At 38.1% G+C, this 26,430-nt stretch carries 34 protein-coding genes; 24 read left to right on the top strand and 10 right to left on the bottom strand.

Features of this window, described 5'->3' with window-relative positions:
* Positions 1-355: 355 nt before the first annotated feature.
* The 4 genes from IGI37_RS12910 (at position 356) to IGI37_RS12895 (ending at position 2,170) form a co-directional block, all read left to right on the top strand.
* Complete coding sequence (locus tag IGI37_RS12910) at positions 356-778, top strand: MarR family winged helix-turn-helix transcriptional regulator (protein ID WP_438762382.1); 423 nt, start codon at positions 356-358, stop codon at positions 776-778.
* 17 nt (positions 779-795) lie between these two features.
* Positions 796-1,422: a nitroreductase family protein gene (locus IGI37_RS12905; RefSeq protein ID WP_438762381.1), complete on the top strand. Its 627-nt coding sequence runs from the start codon at positions 796-798 to the stop codon at positions 1,420-1,422.
* Positions 1,423-1,427: 5 nt separating this feature from the next.
* Positions 1,428-1,790: a DUF1304 domain-containing protein gene (locus tag IGI37_RS12900; RefSeq protein WP_438762380.1), complete on the top strand. Its 363-nt coding sequence runs from the start codon at positions 1,428-1,430 to the stop codon at positions 1,788-1,790.
* A 188-nt stretch (positions 1,791-1,978) separates the two neighbouring features.
* Entirely contained in the window at positions 1,979-2,170 is a 192-nt protein-coding gene (locus tag IGI37_RS12895; RefSeq protein ID WP_438762379.1) for a hypothetical protein, read from the top strand.
* 112 nt (positions 2,171-2,282) lie between these two features.
* Here the strand turns inward: IGI37_RS12895 and IGI37_RS12890 are convergent, their stop codons facing one another.
* Positions 2,283-3,209 carry a LacI family DNA-binding transcriptional regulator gene (locus IGI37_RS12890; protein ID WP_438762378.1) on the bottom strand — a complete coding sequence of 309 codons (927 nt, stop codon included), beginning with the start codon at positions 3,207-3,209 and terminating at the stop codon, positions 2,283-2,285.
* Positions 3,210-3,221: 12 nt separating this feature from the next.
* Positions 3,222-3,497 carry a hypothetical protein gene (locus IGI37_RS12885; RefSeq protein ID WP_438762377.1) on the bottom strand — a complete coding sequence of 92 codons (276 nt, stop codon included), beginning with the start codon at positions 3,495-3,497 and terminating at the stop codon, positions 3,222-3,224.
* Between the two features lie 399 nt (positions 3,498-3,896).
* On the opposite strand from IGI37_RS12885, the gene IGI37_RS12880 reads away from it, so the two are divergent.
* The 3 genes from IGI37_RS12880 (at position 3,897) to IGI37_RS12870 (ending at position 6,628) form a co-directional block, all read left to right on the top strand.
* Positions 3,897-5,012, top strand: a complete 1,116-nt coding sequence (locus tag IGI37_RS12880; protein WP_438762376.1) for an SPASM domain-containing protein — start codon at positions 3,897-3,899, stop codon at positions 5,010-5,012.
* Positions 5,009-5,785 (top strand): sulfite exporter TauE/SafE family protein, encoded by a 777-nt coding sequence (locus tag IGI37_RS12875; protein WP_438762375.1) that lies wholly within the window; start codon positions 5,009-5,011, stop codon positions 5,783-5,785. Before IGI37_RS12880 ends, IGI37_RS12875 begins: the two co-directional genes overlap by 4 nt.
* Before the next feature lie 309 nt (positions 5,786-6,094).
* Positions 6,095-6,628 (top strand): acyl-CoA thioesterase, encoded by a 534-nt coding sequence (locus IGI37_RS12870; RefSeq protein ID WP_438762374.1) that lies wholly within the window; start codon positions 6,095-6,097, stop codon positions 6,626-6,628.
* Between the two features lie 197 nt (positions 6,629-6,825).
* Here IGI37_RS12870 and IGI37_RS12865 read toward each other — a convergent pair whose 3' ends face one another.
* Complete coding sequence (locus IGI37_RS12865; protein WP_438762373.1) at positions 6,826-7,908, bottom strand: iron-containing alcohol dehydrogenase family protein; 1,083 nt, start codon at positions 7,906-7,908, stop codon at positions 6,826-6,828.
* Positions 7,909-8,092: 184 nt separating this feature from the next.
* Between IGI37_RS12865 and IGI37_RS12860 the strand changes: the two genes are divergently transcribed.
* The 5 genes from IGI37_RS12860 (at position 8,093) to IGI37_RS12840 (ending at position 10,956) form a co-directional block, all read left to right on the top strand.
* Positions 8,093-8,632, top strand: coding sequence for a histidine phosphatase family protein (locus tag IGI37_RS12860; RefSeq protein WP_438762372.1), 540 nt, complete (start codon positions 8,093-8,095; stop codon positions 8,630-8,632).
* A 175-nt stretch (positions 8,633-8,807) separates the two neighbouring features.
* Positions 8,808-9,677, top strand: coding sequence for a VOC family protein (locus tag IGI37_RS12855; RefSeq protein ID WP_438762371.1), 870 nt, complete (start codon positions 8,808-8,810; stop codon positions 9,675-9,677).
* A gap of 198 nt (positions 9,678-9,875) precedes the next feature.
* A complete protein-coding gene (locus tag IGI37_RS12850) occupies positions 9,876-10,190 on the top strand; it encodes a PadR family transcriptional regulator (protein ID WP_438762370.1) in 315 nt (104 codons plus the stop codon).
* A complete protein-coding gene (locus tag IGI37_RS12845) occupies positions 10,187-10,786 on the top strand; it encodes a DUF1700 domain-containing protein (protein ID WP_438762369.1) in 600 nt (199 codons plus the stop codon). Before IGI37_RS12850 ends, IGI37_RS12845 begins: the two co-directional genes overlap by 4 nt.
* Positions 10,783-10,956 carry a hypothetical protein gene (locus IGI37_RS12840; protein ID WP_438762368.1) on the top strand — a complete coding sequence of 58 codons (174 nt, stop codon included), beginning with the start codon at positions 10,783-10,785 and terminating at the stop codon, positions 10,954-10,956. The genes IGI37_RS12845 and IGI37_RS12840 overlap by 4 nt, the downstream gene beginning before the upstream one ends.
* A 50-nt stretch (positions 10,957-11,006) precedes the next feature.
* On the opposite strand, the gene nrdI is transcribed toward IGI37_RS12840, so the two are convergent.
* Positions 11,007-11,459, bottom strand: coding sequence for a class Ib ribonucleoside-diphosphate reductase assembly flavoprotein NrdI (gene nrdI, locus IGI37_RS12835; protein WP_438762367.1), 453 nt, complete (start codon positions 11,457-11,459; stop codon positions 11,007-11,009).
* Between the two features lie 510 nt (positions 11,460-11,969).
* Here nrdI and IGI37_RS12830 point away from each other — a divergent pair.
* Both IGI37_RS12830 and IGI37_RS12825 read left to right on the top strand, forming a co-directional pair.
* The gene (locus tag IGI37_RS12830; RefSeq protein WP_438762366.1) at positions 11,970-13,238 is read left to right on the top strand and encodes a hypothetical protein; all 1,269 of its coding nucleotides are present in this window, start codon (positions 11,970-11,972) and stop codon (positions 13,236-13,238) included.
* Positions 13,238-13,765 carry a GrpB family protein gene (locus IGI37_RS12825; protein ID WP_438762365.1) on the top strand — a complete coding sequence of 176 codons (528 nt, stop codon included), beginning with the start codon at positions 13,238-13,240 and terminating at the stop codon, positions 13,763-13,765. The genes IGI37_RS12830 and IGI37_RS12825 overlap by 1 nt, the downstream gene beginning before the upstream one ends.
* Before the next feature lie 59 nt (positions 13,766-13,824).
* Here the strand turns inward: IGI37_RS12825 and IGI37_RS12820 are convergent, their stop codons facing one another.
* On the bottom strand, positions 13,825-14,901 hold the full coding sequence (locus IGI37_RS12820) for a hydrolase (RefSeq protein ID WP_438762364.1): 1,077 nt from the start codon (positions 14,899-14,901) through the stop codon (positions 13,825-13,827).
* A 33-nt stretch (positions 14,902-14,934) separates the two neighbouring features.
* Entirely contained in the window at positions 14,935-15,252 is a 318-nt protein-coding gene (locus tag IGI37_RS12815; RefSeq protein ID WP_438762363.1) for a nucleotide pyrophosphohydrolase, read from the bottom strand.
* Between the two features lie 177 nt (positions 15,253-15,429).
* Between IGI37_RS12815 and gloA2 the strand changes: the two genes are divergently transcribed.
* The 4 genes from gloA2 (at position 15,430) to IGI37_RS12795 (ending at position 17,631) form a co-directional block, all read left to right on the top strand.
* Positions 15,430-15,810 (top strand): SMU1112c/YaeR family gloxylase I-like metalloprotein, encoded by a 381-nt coding sequence (gene gloA2, locus IGI37_RS12810; RefSeq protein WP_438762362.1) that lies wholly within the window; start codon positions 15,430-15,432, stop codon positions 15,808-15,810.
* Between the two features lie 96 nt (positions 15,811-15,906).
* Positions 15,907-16,464 (top strand): hypothetical protein, encoded by a 558-nt coding sequence (locus tag IGI37_RS12805; RefSeq protein WP_438762361.1) that lies wholly within the window; start codon positions 15,907-15,909, stop codon positions 16,462-16,464.
* A 236-nt stretch (positions 16,465-16,700) separates the two neighbouring features.
* Positions 16,701-16,877: a hypothetical protein gene (locus tag IGI37_RS12800; protein WP_438762360.1), complete on the top strand. Its 177-nt coding sequence runs from the start codon at positions 16,701-16,703 to the stop codon at positions 16,875-16,877.
* A 193-nt stretch (positions 16,878-17,070) separates the two neighbouring features.
* Entirely contained in the window at positions 17,071-17,631 is a 561-nt protein-coding gene (locus tag IGI37_RS12795) for a GNAT family N-acetyltransferase (protein WP_438762359.1), read from the top strand.
* 137 nt (positions 17,632-17,768) lie between these two features.
* Here IGI37_RS12795 and IGI37_RS12790 read toward each other — a convergent pair whose 3' ends face one another.
* Positions 17,769-18,281, bottom strand: coding sequence for an LURP-one-related/scramblase family protein (locus tag IGI37_RS12790; protein ID WP_438762358.1), 513 nt, complete (start codon positions 18,279-18,281; stop codon positions 17,769-17,771).
* 37 nt (positions 18,282-18,318) lie between these two features.
* Positions 18,319-19,188: a Cof-type HAD-IIB family hydrolase gene (locus IGI37_RS12785; protein WP_438762357.1), complete on the bottom strand. Its 870-nt coding sequence runs from the start codon at positions 19,186-19,188 to the stop codon at positions 18,319-18,321.
* 128 nt (positions 19,189-19,316) lie between these two features.
* Between IGI37_RS12785 and IGI37_RS12780 the strand changes: the two genes are divergently transcribed.
* From IGI37_RS12780 to IGI37_RS12765, 4 genes are all read left to right on the top strand, one after another.
* The gene (locus IGI37_RS12780) at positions 19,317-20,009 is read left to right on the top strand and encodes a uracil-DNA glycosylase (protein WP_438762356.1); all 693 of its coding nucleotides are present in this window, start codon (positions 19,317-19,319) and stop codon (positions 20,007-20,009) included.
* A 142-nt stretch (positions 20,010-20,151) separates the two neighbouring features.
* Positions 20,152-21,132, top strand: coding sequence for a phosphate acetyltransferase (gene pta, locus IGI37_RS12775; protein WP_438762355.1), 981 nt, complete (start codon positions 20,152-20,154; stop codon positions 21,130-21,132).
* A gap of 237 nt (positions 21,133-21,369) precedes the next feature.
* Positions 21,370-21,843: a tRNA (adenosine(37)-N6)-threonylcarbamoyltransferase complex ATPase subunit type 1 TsaE gene (gene tsaE / locus IGI37_RS12770; RefSeq protein WP_438762354.1), complete on the top strand. Its 474-nt coding sequence runs from the start codon at positions 21,370-21,372 to the stop codon at positions 21,841-21,843.
* Entirely contained in the window at positions 21,840-22,364 is a 525-nt protein-coding gene (locus IGI37_RS12765; protein WP_438762353.1) for a GNAT family N-acetyltransferase, read from the top strand. The genes tsaE and IGI37_RS12765 overlap by 4 nt, the downstream gene beginning before the upstream one ends.
* 77 nt (positions 22,365-22,441) lie before the next feature.
* Here the strand turns inward: IGI37_RS12765 and IGI37_RS12760 are convergent, their stop codons facing one another.
* Both IGI37_RS12760 and IGI37_RS12755 read right to left on the bottom strand, forming a co-directional pair.
* Positions 22,442-22,975 (bottom strand): 3'-5' exonuclease, encoded by a 534-nt coding sequence (locus tag IGI37_RS12760; protein WP_438762352.1) that lies wholly within the window; start codon positions 22,973-22,975, stop codon positions 22,442-22,444.
* A 99-nt stretch (positions 22,976-23,074) separates the two neighbouring features.
* Complete coding sequence (locus tag IGI37_RS12755; RefSeq protein ID WP_438762351.1) at positions 23,075-23,830, bottom strand: exodeoxyribonuclease III; 756 nt, start codon at positions 23,828-23,830, stop codon at positions 23,075-23,077.
* Between the two features lie 104 nt (positions 23,831-23,934).
* On the opposite strand from IGI37_RS12755, the gene IGI37_RS12750 reads away from it, so the two are divergent.
* Both IGI37_RS12750 and murB read left to right on the top strand, forming a co-directional pair.
* Positions 23,935-24,855, top strand: a complete 921-nt coding sequence (locus IGI37_RS12750; RefSeq protein WP_438762350.1) for a Gfo/Idh/MocA family protein — start codon at positions 23,935-23,937, stop codon at positions 24,853-24,855.
* 136 nt (positions 24,856-24,991) lie between these two features.
* Entirely contained in the window at positions 24,992-25,897 is a 906-nt protein-coding gene (gene murB, locus IGI37_RS12745) for a UDP-N-acetylmuramate dehydrogenase (RefSeq protein WP_438762349.1), read from the top strand.
* The last annotated feature ends 533 nt before the right edge of the window (positions 25,898-26,430 follow it).

The raw sequence follows: 26,430 nt of genomic DNA, 5'->3' as shown, positions 1-26,430 counted from the left end.
TATATACCGTACACACTAACGCGGTTAAATAGCTTTGATACTGTAAGAGGGTGGGACAAATCCGAGAAACAAAGTAGGTACTGTGCCACATCCATTCATGCTTCGTTATGTTTTACACCTTCAACTCTAGCATGTGACTTGCGTAGAAGCCGCTGAAAGTGGAATACAGGTCAGATGAGCTTTTTTCTGTGCCTACCATTTATTCGGGCACTAGGAGCGTGGTGTCCTAACAAAAAAAGTTAGGCCCACGCTCTTTTTTGAGTACCATGAGCAAATCTTTTGCTAAAAATGAGGGCTTGTTTTATAGTTGACTTATCAATCGTTGACAAGTCAACAATGAATGGAGATGAAATCTATGCAGAATACGAAGGCAAGCCAGTTACTGCTGCTTCTGAAAACAGTCGGTAATCAGGTCACACAAAATTTTGAAAAGAAAACAGGACTTAGTTTGACTCGCTATGGCATGCTGGTGTATTTAAGTCAACATGAGGAGTTACCTCAAACTGAGTTACAACAGTATATCCAGATTGATCAAGGAGCGATTACGCGACATTTGAAGATTCTTGAAGAAAAAAAATACGTGGAGCGGATACGCAATCCACGCAATAATCGGGAAGTCCTTGTGAAAGCCACACCTTTGGGAACATCCGTAACTAAGCAGTGTGATACAAATAAAAATGGGTTATTATCTGAACTGTTTGAGGGCTTTACCGAAGAAGAAATTACTAATTTAAGTCTGATGTTAACTAGACTTTGTCAAAATAATCATCAAGAATAAAAGAGGAGACTATTATCATGAAAGAAAACAACTTTGAAACTATTTTAAAAGGACGTCGCTCTGTAAGAAACTATGATTCATCCGTGAAGATTTCAAAAGAAGAAATGTCAGAAATGTTGGCAGAGGCTACTTTGGCGCCGTCTTCCGTTAATATGCAGCCTTGGCGTTTTGTCGTCGCTGAATCTGTTGAGGCAAAAGCCAAATTAAAACCATTGATTCGTTTTAACACATTACAAAATGAAACCTCTTCGGCGATGATTTTGATTTTTGGGGATATGAAATGTTATGAATTAGCAGAAGAAATCTATGGACAAGCAGTAGCAGAAGGAAAAATGCCCGAAGAAGTGAAGAATCAACAGCTGGAATCGATTGTTCCTTACTACAAAGGATTCTCTGCAGAAAAAATGAACGACGTCATAAAAATCGATGGTGGTTTGGCAGCGATGCAATTGATGCTTGTTGCGCGAGCTCATGGATATGATACAAACCCAATTGGTGGGTTTGAACAAGATCAACTAGCAGCAGCTTTTGATATGGATCCGGACCGTTACGAACCCGTTATGATTCTTTCAATCGGAAAAGCGTTGGAGCCTGGCTATGAATCTGTTCGTTTACCTATCGAAAAAATAACAGAATGGAAATAACTTAGATGACGATTTTATCGATTATTTTATGTAGCCTCGTAGCGCTTGAACACGTGTATATCTTTTATTTGGAAAGTCTTGTTCCAAGCTCAAAGAAAACAGCTGAAACATTCGGTATCTCTATCGATCAATTAAAAGAAGAAACGATTCAGACGCTAATCAAAAATCAAGGCATTTACAACTTGATGATTGCAGTAGCACTAGGTTATACGCTATTGTTTTCTACTAATCAAGTAGAGTTAGGCCTCCTTCTCACAGGCTTTGTCGTGGTCGTCGCTATCTATGGCGGACTCACTAGCTCCAAATCAATTATCCTAAAACAAGGGGCGCCTGCTATGCTTGCGCTGTTGAGCCTATTGGTTTGGTAAGCAATCAAAGAACCTTTCTCTTCAAGTAATGGGAGAAATGAATACTACATGAATAACAAACAAGCGGATGCAAAACAAACATCTGCTTGTTTTTTATTTTGCATAAAGTCGGGAAGGGCTTTGCAACTAATTGCTAAATAAGCAAACCCAGAGATATACTTCTTAGTTACGCATTACTTCAAATTTTTTTGTTATTTACTGAAGGTTCTTCTTATTCTACTACCGGCTGGAAGGTCCCAAGTTGGAACATTCAACAAAATTCAGCAGATACACCTCCTTACAATGTTGCTTATGAAACAGAAGAACCGATTGCCTTAGTCCCATATGGTGGAGCGAAATTACGGATTACTGAATTTCCAACGATAGAAAAACGTAAGTAAAGTAACTCTCGACTCGAAACCAAACTATCGGGTAGTACAATAATCCAAACGCTTTTCTTTCATCAAAAGACGCCACGTTAAAGTTCGTTCTCTCGCGTAGCGTCTTTTTGAATTATATTCGTTTGATAAAGGTGTACGGGATACTTATTTTTTCTTTTTTGTTCTCGATAAATTGTTGAAAAGCCGTTTTGCCACAGAGATGTAGCTGATGATCGATGGTTGAAAACTGCATGAGTTCACTTGTCAAAAGGTTGTCACGTCCAACAATCGATTGGCGGTTTCTGTTAGGGTTTGCACGTATTATCCCAGCCGCTACATCATCCCCATTACAGAACACAGCTTCTATGCCTCGTTTGGTAAAAAACTTCTCTGCTTGAAAACCATCTTCATAAAAACAACAGTCCCAAAAAATATCCTCTTTACTAAATTTCGGGAAAACTTCGTGACAAAGCTGAACCGTAATTTTTGAATTTTGGCTAAGGTTTCGACTTCTTCCTAGTGTCACACCAACACGATCAAAGCCTTGCTCTTTTAGATGCATCAACCCTTCAAGGATGGAGTCTTTTCGATTAATATAAACGCAGCTTACCTCAGTTTCTTTCAGCTCTTCACAAAAGACAATCGGCCCATATTTTTGGTAGGTGAGCAATTGCTCAATTGAGTTGGCGCGAGAAGTAATGATTAACCCATCAAATTCTTTAGCAGCAAACTGCTTCAGATAAGTTTCTTCTACCTCTGGATCGTAATTGGTAGGAAGTAACGTGACTTTGTAATTGGATAAAAAGGCTTCTCGTGTAATTCCATTTAGGACTTGGTCAAAGTAAGAATGATTGACGAAGGGAAGGATAACACCGATATTTCTGTTTTTTCCAGAACTCAAATTACGCGCGGCAGAGTTAGGAATATAATGTAATTCTTCCATCACAGCTTGAACATGCGCTCGTTTTTCTTCGTCCACATAAGGATAGTTGTTGAGTACACGAGAAATGGTCGAAGCAGAGTAACCCGTTAGTTTCGCAATATCATGAATAGTTGCCATTTATTTTTTCACCTACAGACTTAAGTTCGTTTGTAAATAGTCTACCACACCTGTGCCAGATTCAAAAAAAGTATAGTCCTCTTTGTCAAAAGAAAAGGTAATGCGTCTGCCGCCCCAGAAAGTATCCATCACAAGATTGGTTATTTCAGAGAGGCGAATCTTCTTTTGAACATTTTTTCTTAAAAACCCCTGTGGACTTTGAAGTGTTAGATAGTCACCGGAAAAATAAAGCCGTGCATAATAGTAATCGACACCCAACTGATCAGTTATTTCGACATAGGTATTCATAGATGAGACCTCCTTTGTTTTTGTTACAAAGTAAGTATAGTTTATGAAACGCGTATCAATGCAAGAGATAAATTTCAAAAAGATTTTTTGACTAAAAACAGCGGCTAGGTAAAGTAAAAGATAGCATCTCCTTTGATTTGATAGACCAAAAATGCAGCGACCCTCTTATGTTCAATCATTTAATGTACATCAATAATTTGGTACCTCTTGCAATTGAAGAGGTAAAATCATATAGTGAAAGAAAACAAGTTCGATGAGATTTACGACACTTGAAACGCTCTTTGTGTAACCTAACAAAGAGGCCAGTGTTTTCCTGAATGTAAAGGAAATCTGAAAGACACCCATTCAGAGGTTTCCTGTTACATCAGAGAATTTTCGTAGAGATGGAGAGTGAATAGAATGAAGCATATTTCTGTTTTAGTCAAGCCTGCCTCAGCACTCTGTAATATTCGCTGTAGGTATTGTTTTTATGCGGATGTCAGTTCACACAGAGAGGTTCGTTCTTTCGGGAAAATGACCCCTGAAATTGCTAGTCAAATGATTGAAAATATATTTTTGGATTTAGCGGATGGAGATGAACTAACATTAGCTTTTCAAGGCGGAGAACCGACGCTAGCTGGTTTGGACTATTTTCGTTTTATTGTTTCCCTTGTCCAAAAACAGAAAAAAAGAGTGCGTGTTCATTATGCGCTTCAAACCAATGGCATTCTTATCAATAAACAATGGTGTGAGTTTTTGAAGGAAAATCAATTTTTAGTAGGGCTTTCGATTGATGGACATCCTTTATACCACGACCTAAATCGAGTGGATACGAAAGGACGAGGGACCTTCCACAAAGTTTTGGAAACAAAAAAGATGTTTGATGCGTTTCAGATTGAGTACAATGTGCTATGTGTCTTGACCAATCCTTTAGCAAAGGAAGCCAAGAAGGTTTATCGTTTCTTGCAAGAACAGGCGATTGAGTATGTTCAATTTATTCCCTGTCTCGACGAATTAGAAGCCGTCAAAAAAAGTAGCTATGCGCTGACGCCTCAGCGATTTGCTTCGTTTTATGGGCAATTATTTAAGCTTTGGTGGGCAGAGCTTCAGTCCGGTCATTACCGTAGTGTCAAACTATTTGATGATTTAATGAATCTGTTTGTAAATAGTCAGATAACCGCTTGCGGAATTCTAGGCAATTGTCAGATTCAGTACGTGATTGAAGCGGATGGCAGTGTCTATCCTTGCGATTTTTATGTACTAGATGAATACAGAATAGGGTATATCCAAGAGGCTGGGTTAAAAGAGTTGTTTGAACAAGAGATTTCTACTTCTTTTCTATGTGAAAAAAGAGAAACGGGTCCATTTTGTCAAGCTTGTCCATTCCAAAAGGCTTGTAATGGTGGCTGTAAACGGATGAAGGATGCGGTTTATGTCACAAAAGAACAAAACTTCTGTGGTTACCAACAAGTGTTAAAACAGGTTATTCCACAGACAAAAGAAATTATGCGTCTCGTAAGGAGTGCACAGCGATGATTTATCTGGTTTATTTTTTCATTATTATTTTTGCTAACACAGTAGGAGCTGTGTCAGGTATGGGTGGCGGCGTGATTATCAAACCTCTTTTGGATTTGATGGGCGAGCATTCTGTAGCAGCTATCTCCTTTTATTCGAGTGTCGCCGTATTCACAATGTCGATTGTTTCTACAACCAAACAAATCAAACAAGGAATTTCTCTGAATCTGCGGTTTGTTTTATGGCTATCGTTTGGTGCAATTGTTGGTGGAATGCTTGGAAATCTTGTGTTTGAAGGATTATATCTTCTTGTTGCTTCTGAAAAACAAGTCCAACTTATCCAAATTATTTTAACTGTCCTGACGCTGATTTTTGCTTTTTGCGCAACTAAATATTCCTGGAAACCACTTGGACTTAGTCATTGGTTTTGGTATCTGTTTTGTGGGGTGGTATTGGGTTTTCTTGCCAGTCTCTTAGGCATTGGCGGTGGTCCTATTAATGTCGCCTTATTGATGCTCTTTTTTGGTTTGCCGATTAAAGAAGCGACGATTTATTCTATTTGTATCATCTTTTTTTCTCAATTATCCAAGCTTGCCACTATCGCCTTAAGCACGGGCTTTGAACGATATGATTTGACCATCCTGTATGCGATAATTCCAGCAGCTATTTTGGGCGGCTTCATCGGTGCAAAACTTAGTCATATTCTTTCACCAGAAAAGGTGACCTTCGTTTTCCAGCTGGTCATTCTCGTTGTACTAGCAATCAATATCTATAACGGGTATCAGATTTTTTAAGAAAACCAGCACTATGCTTGCAATGGTTATCAGTCAACTCTAGCATGTCCCATGCGTAGAAGTTGTTGAGAGCGGAACAACGTGCAGATGGAATTTCTTCTGTAGCCACCGTTTATTCGGATAAAGAGAGGCTAGGATCGTCTCTACCTAATTCTCAGAATTAACCCATTCTGCCCTAACCTCATTTGATTGACTACAGATCTGCTTATTCTTATTAGAAGTCGAAAATTGCTTATTCTTCTCAAATAGGATAAAGTATTTACAGAAAATGAATTGTAAATTTAATAAAGATACAAGGAGAAAGAAATGATGGCCGAAACAAAATTTTGTCGCGAATCACGAGTGATTCAAACACATCGGATTTTCCCATTCGATTTGAATCCTTTTCAAGCTTTATTTGGCGGAAAGTTGATGACATTGATTGATGATGCAGCTTCAATCTCCGTCACTAGACATTGTCGAAGGGGCGCGGTGACGGCTTCTTTAGATAACTTGAACTTTTTGAAACCACTCCATGAAAACCATTCAGTCTGTATAGAATCCTATATATCGGGCGCACATAAAAAATCGATGGAGGTCTTTGTCAAAGTGGTCGGGGAGAATTTGACCACAGGCGAGCGATATTTAGCGGCAACCTGTTTTACAACCTTTGTTGCGGTCCCAACACATATGAATGAGGAGACTGAATTCACAGTTCCCCATGTGATTGCTGAGACGGACGAAGAAAAACTTGTGTGTGCTGGTTATGAGAAACGCCGATTGCACCGATTACAAGAAAGAGATGACTACAAAAAATTCGCTGAGACCCTAACGACCGATTTGCCCTGGATTGATGAGGCCTAACAGTCGTCGATTCAAAAATGGAACTACGAGATTATCGCTAAATTTATCAGTCCTATATAGGTGAGAGCCAAAAAAATCGCAAACTAACAGCACAGCTGAAATGTTTGCGATTTTTTAGCTAGTTGTGAGTGAATGCTGTTAATAAAAACAATATTCACTCACACTTACGATTGATTTAAGGATAAAGTAAATTAAAATTAGACGGGGACTCGGTCCAAATCTTCAACAGATTGAATCGCACGTAAGACTTGTTCAGCAGAAATTCCGTCATCAATCATTTGGAAGCTTTCTTTTTTACCGGCTGCAAAAGTAGCTGCTTGTTCAAGTAAAGGAAGCTCTTCTTGACTGACATTTAACTCAGCCAAACGAGTCGGTAAGCCAATTGTTTCATAGAAAGGTAAGAGACCGGTGATTTCATCAAAATCATTCGTGTGTGCCAATTGAACTAAAATCCCGTAAGCAACCTTTGCTCCGTGTAACACATCATGCGTTGACGGAATGTAAGAAAGCCCATTGTGAACAGCATGGGCACCAGCTGAACGTCCAAATTTGGCTGCAAATCCACCAACCGTTCCTGCTAAAGCGATAATCGTATCTGCCACACGCCCGAAAGCAGGAGAGACCGTCTGTGTTTCTAAGTCTTCTAATGCTTGCTCAGAATCCGTTAATAAAATCGATAGAATCTCTTTGGCACTAGCAATTCCTAAACGAATAAAGGCCGTTTGTTCGTTGTCTGATAAGTTACGAGTGATTCCTTCAATCTCGTACCATTTGGCTAATGTATCACCAATTCCTGCGATAAAATATTCTTTCGGTGTTTGTAATAAAAACGTCCAATCAACAAATAATAAAGACGCTGAATATGTATAATAGCCGATTTCTTTGAAGCTGTGATCCGGGTTATAAACCGCTGCTACAGGTGAAAAGGGCGCACAATTTGAAATAAGTGTGGGAATCAAAATAAATTCCGACTGTAAATTTTCTGCCGTCATTTTTGTAGTATCTAAGACGCGTCCGCCCCCAATACCAATCACGACATCTGCTTGACCGATCACATCGGCTAATCTCTTTGCATCTTCTTCACTTGCGCTACCATCATAAACAAAGGTCGGATAATCAAACGCATGAGGGTAATAGGCTTTGAATTTTTCAAAAGAAATTTCCCCAGTGACTACAGCAACTGTAGTATATTTTTCTAAGTATTGTGGTAAATCAGTTAACACATTTTCTCCCGCAAGATAGCGATTGGCTCCAGGCCGAACCTCTGTATCCATTTCCATAAATAATCCCTCCATTTTTGTTGAGTTGCAGATTAGTTTAAACTTAAAAAATGATGTTGTCAACATTAGAAAGCACTAATTTTAAAAATATTCTGACAATTATCAAATAAAAGCATTTTTTGTATCGATTTGGCTTTCTATTTGACATTGGGTACAATAGAAGAAAGAGGGAGGAGAGAATTAATTGATTTATTTTGCAAGACATGGAGAAACACAATGGAATAAAGACGGCTTAGTTTGTGGTCGGGCGGACATTCCTTTAACAGAAAAAGGCTACCAACAAGCTGAAGCATTAGGCAAAAAGGTGAAGACTCTTTCGACGCCAATCACTAAAATTATTCATTCCCCGCTGATTCGTGCAAAAGAAACGGCTCGAGCAGTAAGTGAAGCGAATCAAATTTCTATGATTGAGGACGCTCGTCTAGCCGAATTTGATTTTGGGATTTACGATGGCCGACCTGTAGCAAATATCGAATTCCAAACAGATCGACCAAATTTTGCGGTTCGTTTTCCAAAAGGCGAGTCGGTACTTGATGTTGCCGCTAGGATTTATCCGTTAATTGAGGAATGTTTGGCAGATGAAGAAAATACTTATCTACTCGTGTGTCATAACGCATTAATCCGAGTGATACATACGTATTTTGACTCCATTAAAAACGATGACTTTTTCAACTTTTTTGTAGAAAATACTGAGTTATTATCTTATCAGACAAGAAAAATCTAATTAACTGTATACTAAGCTGTGAAGTCCGAAAACTTCCGGCTTTTTTTATTGAAAAAAGCTCATCTTATTCATTCCTCTTTGTTATCAAAAAGTATTTTTGTGAGTGCTTTTCTTTGCGCTTACAAAAAGTAAGTGATATGATATAACTATCAATTAATTTGAGGGGGAACTTACAATGACAGTAATTATTCCAAAATTTAGAATACACGAAAAAACACATCCAGGAAAAGTGACACTTAAAGTGAACAATTTACAGAAAGAAATGGCTTTTTACATAGAAACAATTGGCTTAAGCAAACTTTCTTCAACAGAAACTTCTGCTGTTTTGGGTGTCGATTCACGTCCGCTGCTTGAGCTAAAAGAAATCAAAGGTGGGCAAGCGAGCCTAACCAAAACAGGCTTGTATCATATGGCCTTTTTAGTGCCTAAAAGAAAAGATTTAGGGAATATTTTGTATCATTTGCTTACAATCAAGGCTCCTATTACAGGTGCTGCAGATCATGGTTACAGTGAAGCAATTTATTTAGACGATCCAGAGGGAAATGGGATTGAAATTTATCATGACAAACCTCGTGAAAAATGGGATATCAGACCTGATGGAGAAATTGTTGGCGTGACAGTAGAGATGGATGCAGATGGTGTTATTTCAGAGGCAGATAGTAAAACGAGTCAGCTGCCAGTCGGAACTGTCATGGGCCACGTCCATTTAAAAGTAGCAGATGTAGAGAAAACAGAAAAGTTTTATACTGAAGTTTTCGGTTTAAGTCTTAAAAACAACTTTGGCAGACAAGCAAAATTTTTTGCGGCTGGTGATTATCACCATCATATAGGTGCAAATGTTTGGCAAAGTGAACATGGGCAAGAAATAACTGCTACAGATCTAGGTTTGGAATCCCTTACACTAGAAATTCCTGATAAAACTAATTTTCAAGAAGTAAAAGAGCATATCCTGACAACCCAAGAGCTTCTGAGTGAGGATACACAATCATTTAGTGTAAGAGAACCAAACGGCTTATTGTTTATTTTTCATTTAGAAAAGGCATAGTGAACGAATAAGAAAACAAACAGATAGAGGCGAAAGTCTCTTTCTGTTTGTTTTTTTGAAGCATTATATTGACCTCATTTCATATAAATAATCATAAATTTGTTTTCATGGGCGACTAGGTCCAAAGACTGATTTTCAAAAAAAACTTGTTTTTCTATACTATGCGTTGTATAGTATTGTGCATAGGGAGGTGTTCGGGTGAATAGTCAATTAAAAAAAGGGATGTTGGAATATTGTATTCTGGCCTATCTAAATCAGCAGCCATCGTATGGCTACGATATTGTAAAAAATATTTCTGGACTGATTCCAATTACAGAGTCCACTTTATATCCTATTTTGAAACGTTTAGAGGCCAAAAGAAGCGTCGAGACGTTTTCACAAGAGTATAATGGACGCTTGAGAAAATATTATAAAATTACACCTGAGGGATGGACCGAACTAAAAGAATTTATGGAAAGCAAAGTGCAGGTTGAAGAGATTTATGCATTTATTGAGGGGAGTTTAGCAGGATGAAAAAGGATATACGTATGTTTTTAGTAGAGTTAGAAAGAAAAATTCCTAAAGACGCGCCAGTTGGAGAAAAGGACGCCTTTTTAGATTATTGTAGTGAAATGATTCAAGATTTGATAGAGGATGGTTATTCAGAAGAAGAAGCAATTTATAAATTGGGGAATCCGGATTCTTTGATATACGATAATTTTGAGTCTTGGTTTACAGTAAAGGAGCAAGTGGTTTCACGAAAAACGATGCCTCTTGTCATGATTGTAACGGTGTTAGGTTTTCCATTATGGGGAAGTCTCCTATTAGCTGTCGGCTTATGTATCCTTTCAGCCTATTTTGTGCTATGGACGATTCCATTTGTGTTAGGGATGTTCGCAGTTACAGGGATTATTGGTGGCGTCGCATCAGCTGTCACTAGTCTGATTGCTTTACAAGACGGGGTATTTATTGGTGTGACACAATTTGGTGTTGGCTTGACTATCTTTGGACTAGGGATTCTAGCAACCATTGCCACAGTCAGAACAAGTGGGCAATTTATCAAATGGACCGCCTCATTAACCAAGTATGTAACAAGACTATTGTTCAGTAGAAAGGTGAAATTCATATGATTAAGAAACGAGTAAATGAATTATTTAAACTAGGTATTTTGATGACCGCGGTTGGTCTACTTATTGGTTTTATTGGTTTTTCTTTGTCTGGGTGGGACTATAAAGCATACTCACAAGGCAATCCTCACGCCTGGTATCGTACGGTAACTATATTTCCAGATGATGAATAATAAAAAGATTTACAGAGCGGAAACGATTGTTCATGCTCTGTAAATCTTTTTTAGTTGTTTTTTGTTGCTTCTACTAACCGTTCATAAATTCTCTCAGCATCTGCTGGGGTGCCTCGTAATTCATAATCATCGAGTACAGGTACAGAAAATTTTTCCGCGTATTGTTTGGCAGTCAGGCAATATTGATGGTTAAAATTTTTGTTGCCACTTCCGACAATTCCTTGACACTGCTTAAAGTTATTCTCATACGCCATATATTCCCCTAAGACGTTAGTCAAAATTTCAACATCTCCGTTATCAACGCCATTCCCACCTTCTAAATAGGTTGGGACAAAGGCAAAATAAGGACTCGTTTCCAACTCAAAATCAGAATTTTCATGGATTTCTTTTAACTCGATCAAAGGATTTTCCGCGTTAACTTGATGTTTTTCCTCTGCGTAAGCTGCCAATTTTTTGACAAACGAGCGAGTATTTCCAGCAATTGATATATATATAATGTGCATAGTAACCTCTCCTTGTGTATTCTACCCAATCACTTCCTAACTTCTAGTGTACCGTTCTTTTTAAAAAAATGAAACTAATTATACAAAGGAGATAAATGGAATTTTGAGAACTTGGCTTAAATTGTTCATAAAGCAAGGAAAAGTCAACGGTTATGACGCGTATATTTAGATGGTATAATGACCGTAATCATTGTCTTCATCAATAAAACCAAAGCTTTTTGAAGGAGGAGATAAAATGACTTTAAAGTATTCATTTCTAATTTCTCTGGCTTTATTCATCGTAATTTTGGGAATTGGGGTGATACTAACTAGTCACTATCAGCGAATTTTTTAGCAAAGACTTCAGTAAAAATGTCTGTTTGCCTAACGGTACGTGAGTCAAGCTGTCTAAAAAAGATTCGCCTGACAATAAATCAATGAACCCATTCACAAAAAAGTGAATTTAGGTCCATTTTTTTGAATATTTATGGTAAACTGGTGGTCGCATATTTGTTTGGAGGTGGCGTTAACATGGATGAGTGGGATGAGGTCCTAAAAGAATGGTATCCCGAAGTTTTAAGCAAAAAAAGTTATCCTTTAAAAATTTCAAAACAATATACCAGTGGACAACGCTGGGAAATCTATGAGCGTTTAACAAAAGAACAACGGGCGCTTGTTAATAACCATCGACGTTATCTTATTCAATCCCAATTTCTGGAAGAAAATTATTTAATTGCCACAGATTGGGTCTTTGAAGACTTCCGAGTGAATCCTTTTTTTCGAACGAATCGTCGACAAGAAAAACTGTTTTGCAAGTGTGGTCGAGAGCTTAAAGTACAATATATCGTCAAATCAAAGAGCACAGGGGAACGATTAACACTCGGTATTTCTCATTTTGCAGAACATCTTCATGTTTCAGAGCGCGTGGCAACCTCGATTTCTCAAGGAATGACTACCGTTGACCTGGCGATGGATGAGCTATTATGGTTGAAACAACAAAATATCCCGTTTCCAGAGGCACTTTGGCAAAAATATTTATTGGCACTCTTATATAACAATCGTTTAAAGAAACCACATGTGCCCAATAAAAAACTGATTTTGCGCCTAGGGGAGTTTCGTCAAGCCGACTTTCCTATCTATATAGCAGATTATAAAGCGATAGAAAAAGAGATTGAAACCATCTATCGACAAAATAACACTGAAAAAAGAGCAACAAAATTAACAAAAAACGATTTTTTGAATACCAAAACTTCAGTGGAAATGGATACTAAAGAATTTATTGAGACCTATCAAGCCTTTCTTCAGAAGGACTTATCGGCTATAAAAACGACAGAATGTACCCATCTAAAACTACCTGAAAGTTTCTTCCAAGAACTATTAACTTTTTTAAGAACGGTCAAAAAACTAGATAGCACGCAACTTGAGGAAAGAATCCAATCGTTTGCCAAAACACCTCAAGGACGCTGGATTCAGCCACATATCTATTCTATAATTGTTAAAAACTATCTACTTTATGGATTTAAAGAGAGTTTTTTCTATACGATTCCGCGCCCCATGAGAAATGGGCTATTACATCTGTTAAAACGAGAACGAGAAGCACTAAGAAGTGTTAAGCATGCTAAGACATCTGACTCTTCGTTTACTTCATGGCTAGAAGAGAAACAAACTCAGAACGTCGAGTCTACAAAACAAGCGGCTTTCGGCCTAATGCAACAATTCGAAGATTTACGAAAAAGGGATCCATCCGTCGCTAAGTTATTAGAAGAGTATCTTGTAAAGATGAAGGAGGAGAACGCGTAATGAAGGTAAATGTAGTAGATTATTCCTCTCTATGGTCAGGTCTGTATAGACAGGAAGCTAAGAATTTAAAGGAAATTGTTCAAGAAAACCAAGTGGCCAGCTTTCATATTGGCAGCACGTCAGTTATTGGCTTAAAAGCAAAACCCGTGATTGATATTTTATTAGTGGTTAAAACGATAGAACAACTAGATAATCAATCTCGAGCATTTGAAACGCTTGGTTATGAAGTCATGGGGGAATTTGGACTTCCCGGTCGTCGGTATTTCAGAAAGGGTGGGGATCAGCGAACCCATCATATTCACGCGTATCAGTTTGATAACACGCAAGAGATTTTGCGTCACCTCTGTTTCAGAGACTTTCTTCGAACACATCCGAAAATAGCTGAGGAGTATGGCCTACTAAAAGAGCAGCTAGCACAACAGTTCCCGACAGACATTGAACGATATGGGGACGGTAAAGATGCCTTTGTCAAACGAATCGAAGCAGAGGCACTGATTGATTACTGGCAAAAAAGAGAAAAAGCGTAACCTAAAAAGACTCAGTTGATTTTCCAAGCGAATTACTTGAAAATCAATTGAGTCTTTGTTTATTTCATGAGTGTAAATTGTAATTTGACCGGATTGTGATCTGAATGCTCAAACCCTTTGTCAACCACAGCGACATGCTTGATTGTGACATTGTCAGACACGATAAACCCATCAATTAAGGTAACGAAGGTGTGGCCTTTTTTATACGCCTCATCTAGGTTACGCACCGAAGGAATTGCCGCCTGCGCCAAACCATCTTCAGCTACGGCAAAACCTTTTGGTAAGTCCTCTTTTGGAAATGGCTGATTCCAACTAAAGGAGGTCTCAGTATTTTCAAATATTGTGTCGCTATTTTCTATCAGTGTGTGGTTATAATCGCCACCGACAATCACATAATTACCTGATTGATAGTTTTGCTCCATCACATCGCCGAGTTTTTTGATCTGAGCCTTTTGAATCTCAGGATCCTTGGTATACGCAGAGAGATGAACATTAATTAATGTCAAGGTCCGCCCATTTGACACTGGCATATCTGACACGGTAAAGGCGCGATCCAAATCAAAAAATTTATTAAAATTCGTTTCGATAGGTAACGAATAACGCGTACTCTTAGTGATTTTCCCTTTACTCATGGTAACCAGTCCTGATTTTGATTGCCCAATCGGCTCAGTCAATGGATAAAATAGGTAAGAAGAATTGTAGTTTTGACCATAAACACTTGAATATGCATCAAAAAAATGAGTTAATTCACTCACTTCATCTACTCCATAAGAGCGGGTCGCTTTTTCATCAACCTCTTGAAAGAGCGCAAAGTCAGGATTGATTTGTTTGGTTGTTTCGATAATCCCGGATAGATTTTCTTGAATAGCCTCTTTGCTAAATCCTCGAGCATACTTCCCACCATCCATGAAAAAACTATAGTCTGGACTATAAGAACCATAGCCAATATTAAAGGTGGTAACCACATAGTCTTTTTCCGGAACGATTGCCACATTTTCGGTCTTCGTTTCTGTAACAGGTAAGGATAAGTTGTCCTCCATACGCGAATAACTCAGAAAAACGTAGGCAACATATCCGATAACGATTACCAAAACCGCTATAATAGTTATCAGCAAGTAACGTAGAAACTTTTTCATAATTCACCCCTAAACAATTTTTCTGTAGCTAGGTTATTTGATCTTTGGATTTTCTATAGGATATTTCAAGGCATTTTTGACTAGTTTTTCTTCAATAATCTTGGAGACATCAATCGATAAATCGCTGGTTAACATCAGTGTATAAATAAGAATATCAGCAATTTCTTCCTTAATGTTTTCAAAATTTTGTTCAATAGCCTCTTGACTAGAACGCCACTGGAAGTCTTCTAAAAGCTCTGAGGCCTCCAAATTAATTGAAATAGTCAAGTCTTTGGCATTATGATATTGCCGCCAGTCTCTTTCTTCTCGAAACTGGTTAACCAAATCCGTTAGTCGTTGTACTTCGTTCATCACTATCTCTTCCTTTCAGTTCTCTTTATTTTCTCGTACTCCCTTGAAAAAGTAAACCTATTTGCTGTAGAGTAAAATAATAACAGAAAATTCTAGACTTTTTAGCAACAATAGCGTACAAAGAAAAAGAGTGCCCGAATTTTTAACTCAAACTTCATTTATTAAGGAGCGGATATTATGAACTTGCAAACCATTCACCATGTAGCGATTATTGTCTCCGACTATCAAAAATCAAAGGACTTTTATGTTCGGCTACTGGGTTTTACAATTATTAGAGAAAACTTTCGACCTGAGAGAAATGACTATAAGCTGGACCTTAAGCTTGGCGAATGCGAATTGGAAATTTTTGGTATTGCGGATGCACCTAAACGCCCAAATTATCCTGAGGCGTGTGGGCTAAGACATCTGGCTTTTAAGGTGGAAAACATTGAAGAGGTGATTGCTGAATTGAATAAAAAGGGCATTGAGACAGAGCCAATTCGAATAGATTCGTTTACAGATAAAAAGATGACCTTCTTCCATGATCCTGATGGGTTACCACTAGAATTACATGAATAACAGCTGCTACATGACAAAACTGTTAGGTTGATTTCATGAAATCAATATTTTCTTTTCTTAATTCTTGCTATAATTAGGGAAAAGGGGTGTGAGAACATGAAAAAAATCGGCTTCGTGATTCTGCTAGGTAGCATGTTCTTAGTAGGATTAAATTGTGGGTTGCGTGGGAACAATCAACCGAAAACAGATATTAGTCAACAAGAATATAAAATAACATTGGAAGATGCGATTCAGCTCTATCAGAAAGAAACAAAACTTGACAGCTGCACAGCACTTTCTTTTGATACGATGGTTAATACAGCTGCTTCTCATATGGTATATGAGTATGTGTTTGAAAACGGCGAAACAATTATACACATTAATTCCATGACTGGAGAAGTGACAAAAAGCAAACAAAAACGAGAGAAAAAGAGCCCACAAAAACAAAAGATACACTTTAGTGAGTTGACACACTTACCGATGCCAAAAGAGGCAATGTCTCAGGCTTTGGAGCGAGTGCGAGGACACAACAAGCAAGTCGTTTCTTGGCGTGTCCAACAAGACCGAGTCAATCCGTCTTATACAGTAACTGTCAAACAAAACCATGCTCAAAAACGAGTACTCGTTGAATCGCTGAATAACAAAACCTTAGATTCGTTAGGAGTAGCGGACTAGATTCGAAGATAGCACCTAAATAAAGAGGCTGCTTCTGTACATCCATTTATTCAGATACTAGGGGTGGGCTCGTAACCAAAAGCTATGATCCACACTATTCGCTTAAATTTTTACGAAACGATTTGTGAAATCCGATACTTTTTTTGCAAATCGTCCCTTTATTGAGGTTATTATTTCCTATTTTTTGCTTACAGGAGTAATCTATAGATGTAAGAAAATGATAGGAGTGGAGACACGTGGAAAAAATAGTTTGTCCTCATTGCGGGAAAAAGTTTCGTTATGAAGAGATCACGAATATTGTCAGTCACACAGACAAAGAGATGGCTATCGTTTGTCCGTATTGTGATTTGATTGCAGAAAAGAGACTTAGTCACGGCTATTTTGTTTCGACAAAAATTATTGAACAAAAATAAGCGAAACGAGATCCCTGTGATTTTTTTAAAAAGAAGATACAGATTATCCTAGGTAACGCAAAGCGTGAAGGAAAAATCTGTATTTTTTTGCAGACAAATCCGTACATATCTCCTGTTTTGTTCAGAATCTTTTTCTCTTCTTTGAATTCGTTCTGCTTGAATGGTAGAATAGACTCGAAAGAGAGGAAGATAAATGATTCGCTTTATGAAAAAAGAAGATGGGGCAGCAGTTGCTCCATTAATATTAGTTATTTTAAAAGATATGGAATTGCCCTTTGTCGTACAATACGGTGAAGAGAAAACGATTCAGATTTTAATCGAAGCCGCGGCGGAGCCAAATTATCGGTATGGATATGCCAATGCGATTGTTAAAGAAATTGATGGGAAAATCGCCGGTGTTGCATTCGGTTATACATCAGAAGAGGAAGCTGTTATTGATGAGCCTTTAGTCAAAATTTTAAAGGCACATGGCATGGAAAATGCTCAGCTCTTCACTGATCCTGAGACATTTTCTGATGAATGGTATCTTGATACTATTTCTGTTTCAGAAGAATTTCGTGGCCAAGGAATTGGTTCAGAACTATTAGATGCATTACCAATGCTTGCAGAGAGTAAAGGTAAAAAAGTGATTGGCCTTAGTGTGGATGAAAGTAATCCAGGTGCCCGTAAGCTCTATACTCGTAAAGGCTTTAAAAAGGTCGGAGAAGTCCCAATTAGTGGGCATATGTATGATCACATGCAAAAAGAAATATAATTAGTTGCGCTGATGAACCTGGAGTGTTTTTTTAAGGTACTTGGTCCAACTCAGTGGCAATAGGCGTAAAAGGCGCTCAAGCAAATTTTGTAGTTTGCTTGAGCGCCTTTTTTATTTGAATAGAATATTTTGGTGAATTAATTGGTATTGAAGTCCAGCCGGAAATTATTTTTATCTTTTTTTCGGTTATATAACCAATAGTCCATCACCGCAGCGATGCAGATACACAAGGGTGCTTCTTCATCGACAGGGACATTCAGCACATAATAATCACCAGTAAATAGACTAGCTTTATCCATCTCCATAACTAAGCGATTAAAATGATGAATGGTGTATTGATGTTGGTAAATATTTCCTTGCACCGTCCAATGAAGCTGCCGGATGTAATAAAAGTCTCCCGGCCAGTTAAAGATTTTCTTTAGCGTACCAACCTTTTTAAAACCTTCATAAATTTCAAAACGTGTGCCAAAAGTAAAACTAACTTGTTTGATACTCGCAACCAATTCACCGCTCATTTGATAAAGAGAAAGGGCGTCACCTTTTGTTCCCCAACGACCCACAAGAAGATACAATGACTTTCCTTGTCCATCTTTGACAATTGTCCGTGTTACACGACTTAACTGCTGTTCTTGGATAAAAAATTCTGACATACTTAGCCCCCTCTCTTCATTAAGTTATTTTAACAGATTAAAGTTCTTCTTCGATGGCTCGCATAATCGCTTTGCCGACACCATTTTCTAAATTGGTGTCGGTCACATATTTGGCATACTCCTTGACCTCCAGCTCTGCATTTCCCATAGCGAAACTAACACCAGCAACTTGAAGCATGCTGACATCATTAAAATTATCACCAATCGTCATTACGTCTTCCAAATCGATCCCTCGTGCGCTTGCTACATGAGCCACAGCAATTCCTTTTTGAGCTGAACGATGATTAATCTCGATGTTATTTTGGCCAGAAGAAGTCACTGCTAAATTACCTAATGCATCAATTTCATTGGCTACAGGACCTAAGACTTTAGGGCCTTCATTGTGCACACAAATGATTTTTAGAACTTCTAACTCATCATCGACAAGTAAATCACGAATACTTTCAACATAGTCAATCTTCAATAGTTCAAGATTCGCTGCCGCCATAGCAATCGCCATTTTGTACGTAAGATGAGGCAGGTGGTCAGCAATCATTGAGGCAAAGCTATCAATCCGACGACTTTGACTTTCAGAGTATAGTCCTTTATTGGTTGACACCTCATAATAAATGTTATGCGCATCTAGTTTATCTAAAATAATCGTAATTTGGTCTCTAGCGATTGGAACAGTGAACAAAGAAGTACCATCTTTATCAAATACCTGCGCGCCGTTCAGCGTAATCATAGCACAGTCAATCCCTGCTTCATCCAATGCAGAACGAGCTTCTTGATAGTTTCTGCCAGTAGAAACCATAAACTCTATTCCTTTATCTAAAGCAAAACGAATCGCCTCAGCATTTTCTTTTGAAATTCCCATCTGGGCGTCTAATAATGTCCCATCCATATCAGAAGCAATTAATTTAATCATAAATACTTACCCGTCCTTTCTTGTCTACTCTTTTATTTTACCACATTTATAGGTTTTTTTTAGAAGAGAAATAGACTTGTATCCGAAAGAAAACTACGTTATTCTTAAAAAAAAGAAGGAGTGAGTAGATGAAAGAATTCATTCATAATAGCTGGCAAACCTTATTAGCAGACGAATTTTCACAGCCCTATTATCAAGAACTACGCGATTTTTTAAAGGTTGAATACCAAACACAAAAAATTCACCCGGACATGTATCACATTTTTGAAGCACTTGAACTAACTCCCTATGAAGAGGTAAAAGTGGTAATTTTAGGTCAGGATCCTTATCACGGAGTCAATCAAGCTCATGGTCTTTCATTTTCAGTTCAACCGGGTGTTAAAACGCCGCCTTCGTTAGTCAATATCTATAAAGAGCTTGAATCAGATCTAGGGATTTCTCCTGTCGCTCACGGGAATTTGGTTTCTTGGGCCAAACAAGGGGTCTTATTATTAAACACCGTCTTAACAGTTAGAGAAGGGCAAGCCTATTCTCATCGAGGAAAAGGCTGGGAACAGTTGACAGATGCCATCATTAAAAAATTAAATGATCGAGAACAGCCGATTGTGTTTATCTTATGGGGTAAGCCGGCACAAGAAAAGATGAAAATGATTGATGAGACAAAACATGTGATTATTAAAGGGCCTCATCCAAGTCCACTTTCTGCCTATCGCGGATTCTTTGGTTCTAAGCCTTTCTCAAAAACGAATGAAGCGTTAGTATCATTAGGAGAGACATCCATCGACTGGAAATTACCAGATACAGCTGTACTAAACACTTAGCAACCTGTTATAGTGCAGAAGTCCGATTATGTGAAACCTTTAACATAATTGGACTTTTCTTTATGAAACAGCTTAAAAATCTGTTCTTTTTTTCGAAGATGGTGTATGATAAACAGGTAAACTAAATCTGGAGGGTATTATCTTGGAACTATTTGATAGTCTTAAATTTAAAGTTGTTCGTCGTAACATTAAAATCGTTTTCCCTGAAGCAACCGATGCACGTATTTTAGGAGCTGCTGCTCGTTTGAAAGCAGAAGAACTTATGGAACCAATTTTGATTGGTAATCCTGATGAGATTCGTAAATCTGCACATGCTCGTGGAATTAAAATCTCTGCATTTACTATTTTTGACCCAGATAACTATGATGGTTGGGATGCAATGGTCGAAGCATTTGTTGAACGTCGTAACGGCAAAGCAACAAAAGAACAAGCTGAAAAAATACTTAAAGATGTCAACTACTTTGGTACCATGTTAACTTACATGGGCATTGCTGATGGTATGGTAAGTGGTGCGATCCATTCAACAGGTGATACTGTTCGCCCAGCGCTACAAATCATCAAAACAAAACCTGGCATTAGCCGTACAAGTGGTGCGATGATTATGGTCCGTGGACGCGACCAAGAAAAATACATCTTCTCTGATTGTGCAATTAACGTAAACCCAACTGCACAAGAATTAGCTGAAATTGCGGTTGATTCAGCAAAAACTGCTGAATTGTTTGATATTGAACCTAAAGTTGCTATGATGAGCTTCTCTACAAAAGGTTCTGCAAAAGCACCTGAAGTTGATAAAGTTGTCGAAGCAACCAAAATTGCGAAACAACTAGCTCCTCAATATCAAATTGATGGCGAATTACAATTCGATGCTTCTTATGTTTCATCTGTTGCACAATTAAAAGCACCAAATTCTAATGTTGCCGGTCAAGCCACTGTCTTCGTTTTCCCAGAATTACAATCTGGAAACATTGGCTACAAGATTGCACAACGTTTAGGTAACTTTGAAGCGATTGGACCTATCCTACAAGGATTAAACAAACCAGTTTCAGACTTATCACGTGGTGCAAACGAAGAAGACGTCTACAAATTATCAATTATTACTGCTGCTCAAACTTTAATGAGCTAAGAAATGACTGAAAGTAAAGAGGTTTGGATATAACTTATAAAGTTATGTCCAAACCTCGCTTTTTTTTGTCAATTTCTATCTGTTGAACGATCAGAAAAAATAAAAAATCCAATACTTATTTATCCTTGGGGACTGAAGTTTATTTGACAGCTGTTTCATTTCTCTTAAAATGCTGTACTTTTTCTTTTCAAAAAAAGCTTCACAAGGTATACTATCAAAAGAAAGTAGGGATAGATCGTGAGTATTTTAATAGAAAATCCAGAACAAACAGAACAATTGGCCCTAGTGATTGGAGAGGTCGCACAACCTGGCGATAATCTCGTGTTGACTGGGGACTTAGGTGCAGGCAAAACGACCCTTACAAAAGGGATTGCACGTGGTTTAGGGATTGATCAGATGGTAAAGAGCCCAACCTATACAATTATTAGAGAGTATCAACAAGGGAGAATTCCTTTATATCATATGGATGTTTATCGCGTAGAATTTGGTGCCTCTGAGCTCGGACTAGATGACTATTTTGAAGGGGACGGCTTATCTGTCATCGAATGGGGCAACACATTAAAAGAGGCTTTACCACAGGACTATCTGGAGCTAATTATTAATAAAGATGAGTCAGATGTGGAGAAACGAACAATTGATTTTCAAACATTTGGGCCTCAAGCGACTGCCTTTAAAGAAAGAATCTTGCTTAAACTGGCGTGTTGCCAATGAATGAAGAAGTGGCGATTACGATTCGTGAAGCAATCCCTGATGATGCACAGGCATTATTAGAGGTGACAAAAAAGATTGGTCGTGAAACCGACTTTTTAGTCATGGATGAAGAAGGTATGGCGCTTGAAGTGGATGAATTAGCCTTTCAACTTGCGCGTCTTTATGATAGTTCAAATAATGTCTTGTTTGTTGCTTTAGTAGAGGATGCGATTGTTGGGATTGCCTCAGTGCGAGCCGATTCCAAATTCCGCGTCGCTCATATTGGCGAAGTTGGGCTTAGTATTTTGCAAAGCTTCTGGGGTTTTGGGCTTGGGAGTTTACTGATGGATGAGCTAATTCTTTGGTCTGAGGAGAGCAAAATTATTCGTCGACTAGAGTTGACCGTCCAAAATCGGAACCAACGCGCGATTCATATTTATGAAAAATTTGGTTTCCAAACGGAAGGCATCTTAACGCGAGGTGCACGTCTTGATGATGGGCAATTTTTGGATGTTCGTCTAATGAGTTTAATGATTGAATAAGAAAGAACCATTTACTAAAAAAGCTTCTATCAGGATTGCAAATGGGCAATGCTGTTAGAAGCTTTTTTAGCAATTTTTCATTTTATTGTCACCAATTTTTTTAACGGTTCGACACCAAAATGGGCTTCTTGATACAATAATATTTCCGCACAAGCTCGACTATCTTCTAGTGCATCATGGTGATTTTTCAGCTCGATAGATAGTTGATCACAGACGGTATTCAAGCGATGATTTTTCATCTCCGGGAATAGTTTACGACTGGTTCTAACCGTACATAAAGAAAGGTATTGTGGTTGTTTAATTTGGTAATAATCCAGACAACCTGACAGAACCTTCGTATCAAATGCCGCATTATGCGCGACAATTAAGCCGTTTTGATGGAAGTAGGGTTGGATATTCTGCCAAACCTCTGGAAACTTAGGGGCAGTGCGAACATCTTCTGGATGAATCCCATGTATCTGGATATTCCGCCAAAAAAATTCAGTTTCCGGTTGAATCAACGTATAATATTCACCAACGATTTTGCTGTCTTGTACCATTACTAAGGCTAAAGAGCAGGCACTATGAGGGAGATGATTGGCAGTCTCAAAGTCCATAGCAATAAAATTCATGGCAACAGCCTCCTTATTTCTAGCAGTACTTTAGCATAAATTTCTCTGAAAAACAAAAGCATCGAATGACTCTTAACGAACAAAGTCTGTCTACACACATTAAAACGCAAGATCAACTTCGACCGGGCAATGATCACTTCCAGTTATTTCTGAATGAATCTTAGCTTCTGTTAACTTATCTGTGATATCATCTGACACGATAAAATAGTCAATTCGCCACCCTGCATTGTTCGCTCGTGCATTAAACCGATAGCTCCACCATGAATAAGCGCCTTCTGTGTCAGGATAGAAATGACGGAAGGTATCAACAAAACCACTAGCTAACAACTCCGTAAACTTCTCGCGCTCTTGTGGAGAAAAACCTGCATTTTTTTGATTAGTCTTCCAATTTTTCAAATCAATATTTTTATGTGCGACATTCAAGTCTCCACAAAGAATCACAGGTTTTTTGTTTTTTAAATCATTTAAATATTCACGGAAAGCTACTTCCCAAGTCATTCGATAGTCTAAACGTTTTAGCTCGTTTTGAGCGTTGGGTGTATAACAAGTAATCAGATAAAAATCTGCGTATTCAAGTGTAATCAAACGACCTTCTTGATCGTGCTCCTCAATACCTAGGCCATACGAAACGGAAATCGCCGGTTCTTTGGCAAAGATGGCTGTACCTGAATAGCCTTTTTTCTCTGCATAATTCCAATATTGATGATAGCCAGGTAAGTCCATCTCAATCTGACCTTCTTGTAATTTTGTTTCTTGTAAGCAGAAAAAGTCTGCATCTAACTCATTAAAAACATCCATAAAGTTTTTTTTCATGACCGCGCGAAGCCCATTAACATTCCAAGAAATACATTTCATTTGTCGTTCCTCTTTTCTTTTTTTCCAAAGTACTACTTTCTTCTTTATTCTAACCAAAAATAGTGTAAGATTAAAGCAGAGAGAACAAATTTGGAGGAAAACTTATGAAATTTGGAGTGATTGGTGTCGGAAATATCGCCCAAAAAGCTTATTTACCAAGCTATAGTAGTAAAAGAGATCGTGGTGAGTTTCTTTTTGCTACAAGAAATACTGCGGTTCAAGAAGAGTTACGCACAAAATATGGGTTTTCATCTGTTTACAACCATTTGGATGAACTAATTGAGGTCGGAATTGATGCTTGTTTTATTCATACGGCTACTCAGACGCATTTTCAATTAGCCAAACAATGTCTAGAGAATGGTATCCATGTGTTTGTTGACAAGCCGCTGAGTGAGAACTTGCAAGAAGTTGAGTACCTACAGCAATTAGCTCACGAAAAAAATCTTCTATTAATGGTTGGGTTTAATCGCCGGTTTGCGCCAATAATTGATTACCTAAAACAGCAGCCAAACAAACGAATGATTCATTTACAAAAAAATCGAATTTCTGCTGAGCAAGCAACAGATTTTGTAATCTATGATTTATTCCTACATTTAGTTGATACAGCCGTTTATCTTTTAGATGAACCTATCCAAAAAGTCTCAAGTCGAGTCAAAGAACGAGAGGGAATCCTACAATGGACCTCTTTAGAGTTAGAGACAGAAAATCAATTGGCTCATTTATCAATGGATCTGGCCAGTGGTGCCAATACAGAACTCTACCAAATAACCACACCGGCGAGTACGTTGACCTTAAATAATTTAGTTGATTTAAAAACGCAAGCTGAGGGGAAAACAATACTGACAACATTTGGCGATTGGGAAACCACACTTGCCAAACGTGGCTTTGAGCAGCTAGTAGATAGCTTTATCAGCGGTGTAACAACAGGGGATACAAGTAATCTTCGTCAAGAAAATATTTATCAAAGCCATGCGCTCTGTGAAGAAATTTTGCAAGGATTTCATAAGGAACAAGCAAAGGGCTAGGCAATAGAAGTGTCTAACGATATCGTGCAAACATTGAACCCTTAAGATTGTTCATACTTACACACAGAAGGGGTAGTCAGTTTTTCTTCAACATGTTAGAATGGTACAGATGTTGAAATAGAAAGGACTCATGTTCGTGAATACAGAAGACTTAAAGAATCGCTTGCCACATATAACGATTTTAGTGGACGAGCTCTTAAAAAATTATACATTTACCAAAACAGGTGGACCAGCTGATGTGTTGGCCTTTCCTAAAAATCAAGAAGAAGTCAAAGCTTTAGTGGATTATTGCAAAGAAAATGGGATTGACTGGTTAGTTTTAGGGAATGCTAGTAACCTGATTGTTCGAGATGGTGGCATTCGTGGAGTGGTCATCATGTTGACAGAAATGAAACAAATTCAAGTAGAGGGTGAACAATTACTAGTTGAATCTGGTGCTAAATTAATTGATACGACTTATGTTGCTCTAGAGGAAGGCTTGACCGGCTTTGAATTTGCTTGCGGAATTCCCGGAAGTGTCGGTGGTGCTGTCTATATGAATGCGGGCGCTTATGAAGGAGAAATCAAAGATGTTTTTGACTATACCGAAGTCTTGTTAGAAGACGGAACAATCAAAACATATACCGCTTCAGACATGGCTTTTGCTTATCGACATAGTAAGATTCAAATGATCCATGGGGTGATTCTTAGAACTGCTTTCAAGCTAAAAAAAGGACAACCAGAAGTGATCAAAGCTAAAATGGACGAATTAACTAAATTAAGAGAATCAAAACAGCCCTTGGAATATCCGTCGTGTGGTAGTGTCTTCAAACGACCGGATGGATATTATACTGGGGCACTAATCCAGAAAGCTGGGCTGCAAGGATTACAATGGGGTGGCGCTCAAATCTCAACCAAGCATGCTGGATTTATTGTCAATATTGACTCAGCCACAGCAACTGACTATGTTGAGTTGATTGCCCATATCCAACAAGTCATCAAAGAAAAATTCTCTGTGATACTTGATACAGAAGTCCGAATCATTGGTGAAGAAGTCCACTAAATGATGGAACGTGTGTAGGATGGAGAACTTTTTCTACTCTGAGCTGTCTTGTACAATACATGATAAAAAATAACCTCCAATCCGACGATAAACATTCGTTAGACTGGAGGTTTTTGCGGCACTTTGTCAAATCGGACTGATAGGATCACCAAGGAACATTAGAGGAGGAAGTTTTTGCGCAGAAAGGCCCTCTTCTCCTCTCTTTGAATGGGGCGAGGCACCCACATAAAAAAAGAACATTTCCACTAAAATACGCACATTATATGTACAAAAATTAATTAGTCGGTATAATAGAGATAAATAGCGCTTTCTTTATTAACCTAGAAAATCTAAAAAAGCTTATGTATACAGTCGCTGTCTCTTATCTTTCGTAAAAGGGGGGACTCGTTATCTGTTCATAAATTTATCCACGTAAGGAGAGAACCATTTGTGAAACTTACACGCCAGAATAAGTTTTTTCTACTAATCGAGGGAATGATTATTTTCTTCTTTTTTCTTAGTCATTCAACACCTACTTTGGCCATTCGTACAAA

This window comes from Enterococcus sp. AZ194 (assembly GCF_051713825.1).
Taxonomy (GTDB): Bacteria; Bacillota; Bacilli; order Lactobacillales; family Enterococcaceae; genus Enterococcus_K.
This window is presented reverse-complemented; position numbering and strand designations above follow the sequence as displayed.

Excerpts from the sequence above, each read along its gene's own strand:
- IGI37_RS12910 (WP_438762382.1), top strand. The coding sequence starts at position 356 with ATGCAGAATACGAAGGCAAGCCAGTTACTGCTGCTTCTGAAAACAGTC.
- IGI37_RS12905 (WP_438762381.1), top strand. The coding sequence starts at position 796 with ATGAAAGAAAACAACTTTGAAACTATTTTAAAAGGACGTCGCTCTGTA.
- IGI37_RS12900 (WP_438762380.1), top strand. The coding sequence starts at position 1,428 with ATGACGATTTTATCGATTATTTTATGTAGCCTCGTAGCGCTTGAACAC.
- IGI37_RS12890 (WP_438762378.1), bottom strand. The coding sequence starts at position 3,209 with ATGGCAACTATTCATGATATTGCGAAACTAACGGGTTACTCTGCTTCG.
- IGI37_RS12885 (WP_438762377.1), bottom strand. The coding sequence starts at position 3,497 with ATGAATACCTATGTCGAAATAACTGATCAGTTGGGTGTCGATTACTAT.
- IGI37_RS12880 (WP_438762376.1), top strand. The coding sequence starts at position 3,897 with ATGAAGCATATTTCTGTTTTAGTCAAGCCTGCCTCAGCACTCTGTAAT.
- IGI37_RS12875 (WP_438762375.1), top strand. The coding sequence starts at position 5,009 with ATGATTTATCTGGTTTATTTTTTCATTATTATTTTTGCTAACACAGTA.
- IGI37_RS12870 (WP_438762374.1), top strand. The coding sequence starts at position 6,095 with ATGGCCGAAACAAAATTTTGTCGCGAATCACGAGTGATTCAAACACAT.
- IGI37_RS12865 (WP_438762373.1), bottom strand. The coding sequence starts at position 7,908 with ATGGAAATGGATACAGAGGTTCGGCCTGGAGCCAATCGCTATCTTGCG.
- IGI37_RS12855 (WP_438762371.1), top strand. The coding sequence starts at position 8,808 with ATGACAGTAATTATTCCAAAATTTAGAATACACGAAAAAACACATCCA.
- IGI37_RS12845 (WP_438762369.1), top strand. The coding sequence starts at position 10,187 with ATGAAAAAGGATATACGTATGTTTTTAGTAGAGTTAGAAAGAAAAATT.
- IGI37_RS12840 (WP_438762368.1), top strand. The coding sequence starts at position 10,783 with ATGATTAAGAAACGAGTAAATGAATTATTTAAACTAGGTATTTTGATG.
- nrdI (WP_438762367.1), bottom strand. The coding sequence starts at position 11,459 with ATGCACATTATATATATATCAATTGCTGGAAATACTCGCTCGTTTGTC.
- IGI37_RS12830 (WP_438762366.1), top strand. The coding sequence starts at position 11,970 with ATGGATGAGTGGGATGAGGTCCTAAAAGAATGGTATCCCGAAGTTTTA.
- IGI37_RS12825 (WP_438762365.1), top strand. The coding sequence starts at position 13,238 with ATGAAGGTAAATGTAGTAGATTATTCCTCTCTATGGTCAGGTCTGTAT.
- IGI37_RS12820 (WP_438762364.1), bottom strand. The coding sequence starts at position 14,901 with ATGAAAAAGTTTCTACGTTACTTGCTGATAACTATTATAGCGGTTTTG.
- IGI37_RS12815 (WP_438762363.1), bottom strand. The coding sequence starts at position 15,252 with ATGAACGAAGTACAACGACTAACGGATTTGGTTAACCAGTTTCGAGAA.
- gloA2 (WP_438762362.1), top strand. The coding sequence starts at position 15,430 with ATGAACTTGCAAACCATTCACCATGTAGCGATTATTGTCTCCGACTAT.
- IGI37_RS12805 (WP_438762361.1), top strand. The coding sequence starts at position 15,907 with ATGAAAAAAATCGGCTTCGTGATTCTGCTAGGTAGCATGTTCTTAGTA.
- IGI37_RS12795 (WP_438762359.1), top strand. The coding sequence starts at position 17,071 with ATGATTCGCTTTATGAAAAAAGAAGATGGGGCAGCAGTTGCTCCATTA.
- IGI37_RS12790 (WP_438762358.1), bottom strand. The coding sequence starts at position 18,281 with ATGTCAGAATTTTTTATCCAAGAACAGCAGTTAAGTCGTGTAACACGG.
- IGI37_RS12785 (WP_438762357.1), bottom strand. The coding sequence starts at position 19,188 with ATGATTAAATTAATTGCTTCTGATATGGATGGGACATTATTAGACGCC.
- IGI37_RS12780 (WP_438762356.1), top strand. The coding sequence starts at position 19,317 with ATGAAAGAATTCATTCATAATAGCTGGCAAACCTTATTAGCAGACGAA.
- IGI37_RS12765 (WP_438762353.1), top strand. The coding sequence starts at position 21,840 with ATGAATGAAGAAGTGGCGATTACGATTCGTGAAGCAATCCCTGATGAT.
- IGI37_RS12760 (WP_438762352.1), bottom strand. The coding sequence starts at position 22,975 with ATGAATTTTATTGCTATGGACTTTGAGACTGCCAATCATCTCCCTCAT.
- IGI37_RS12755 (WP_438762351.1), bottom strand. The coding sequence starts at position 23,830 with ATGAAATGTATTTCTTGGAATGTTAATGGGCTTCGCGCGGTCATGAAA.
- IGI37_RS12750 (WP_438762350.1), top strand. The coding sequence starts at position 23,935 with ATGAAATTTGGAGTGATTGGTGTCGGAAATATCGCCCAAAAAGCTTAT.